Below are 1,371 nucleotides of genomic sequence, written 5' to 3'. Positions count from 1 at the left end.
GGACCTATCCGTGATTTCGTGGGCGAGGCATATCATGAGCGATAAAAATCATGGATATGCCAATGAAGAAGAAACGCACGGTGGCGTCTCAGGCAGCGGCCCGAGGGCCGCTGCCTGAACTGCCCAAGGCGCTGCTGGACGAGCTGGTCAAAGGGCCGATGACGCCGGCCGAGGTACAGGATCTGATGCTGGCGTTCAACAAGGCGGTCATCGAACGCGCGATGGGCGCGGAGATGAATCTGCATCTGGGGTATCCCGCGGGTCAGTCCAAACCGGCCGGCCAGGCCAACGAACGCAACGGCGCCAGCGGCAAGACGGTCATCACCGATCGCGGCCCGCTCCGGGTTGAGATACCGCGCGACCGCGACGGCAGCTTCGCGCCGATCCTGATTCCCAAACACGAACGCCGCTTCACCGGATTCGACGAGCGCATCATCGCGATGTACGCGCGCGGCATGAGTGTGCGCGAGATCCAGGCCTTCCTGGCCGAAAGCTACGGCACTGAAGTGTCGCCTGACTTCATCAGCTCGGTGACCGACGAGGTGATGGCCGAAACGCAGGCCTGGCAGAATCGCCCGCTCGAGCCGATGTATCCGGTGGTGTTTTTCGACGCGTTGCGCGTCAAGATCCGCGACGACGGCGTGGTCAGCAACAAGGCGGTGTATCTGGCTCTGGGCATTCAGGCGGACGGCCAGCGTGATGTGCTGGGCCTGTGGATCGAGCAGACCGAGGGCGCGAAATTCTGGCTGAAGGTGTTCAACGAACTTAAGGCCCGCGGCTGCCAGGACATCCTGATTGCGGTCGTCGACGGCCTGAAGGGGCTGGCCGACGCGATCGGCGCGGCCTATCCGAAGACAGCGGTGCAAACCTGCATCGTGCACCTGATCCGCAACAGCCTGGAATATGCCGGCTGGAAGGATCGCAAGGACGTCGCACAGGCGTTGCGCCCGGTCTACGCGGCGGCCAGCGAAGAGGCCGCGAAGCAGGCTCTGCAGGACTTCGCTGAGGGTCCATGGGGCGAGAAATATCCGACCATCGTGCAATCCTGGCGGCGCGCCTGGGAGCACGTCACGCCGTTCTTCGTGTTTCCGCCCGAGATCCGGCGGGTTGTCTACACCACAAACGCTATTGAAAGTCTGAACATGCAGTTGCGCAAGATCATCAAGACCCGAGGGCACTTCCCCAATGACGAGGCCGCGATCAAGCTGCTCTGGCTGGCGCTGCGCAACGTCCTGGCCAAAAACGTGCGCGCAGCCTTCGACTGGAAGTCCGCCATGAATCAGTTTGCTATTCTGTTTGGCGATCGATTCACGCAGGCGCGCGGCTAACGATTCCTTTAACCGCCTCACCCACAAAAATGCGGACAGGTTC

1 protein-coding gene is annotated in these 1,371 nt (G+C 61.9%); it reads left to right on the top strand.

What is annotated here, in order from left to right:
• The first annotated feature begins 56 nt into the window (after positions 1 to 56).
• Positions 57 to 1,328 carry an IS256 family transposase gene (locus BX592_RS33625; protein ID WP_425022290.1) on the top strand — a complete coding sequence of 424 codons (1,272 nt, stop codon included), beginning with the start codon at positions 57 to 59 and terminating at the stop codon, positions 1,326 to 1,328.
• Positions 1,329 to 1,371 lie beyond the last annotated feature (43 nt).

The sequence above is a fragment of the Paraburkholderia rhizosphaerae genome, from assembly GCF_004366595.1.
GTDB classification, from domain to species: domain Bacteria; phylum Pseudomonadota; class Gammaproteobacteria; order Burkholderiales; family Burkholderiaceae; genus Paraburkholderia; species Paraburkholderia rhizosphaerae.
The sequence above is the reverse complement of the archived record's forward strand: the minus strand, read 5'-3'. Positions and strand labels throughout refer to the sequence as shown.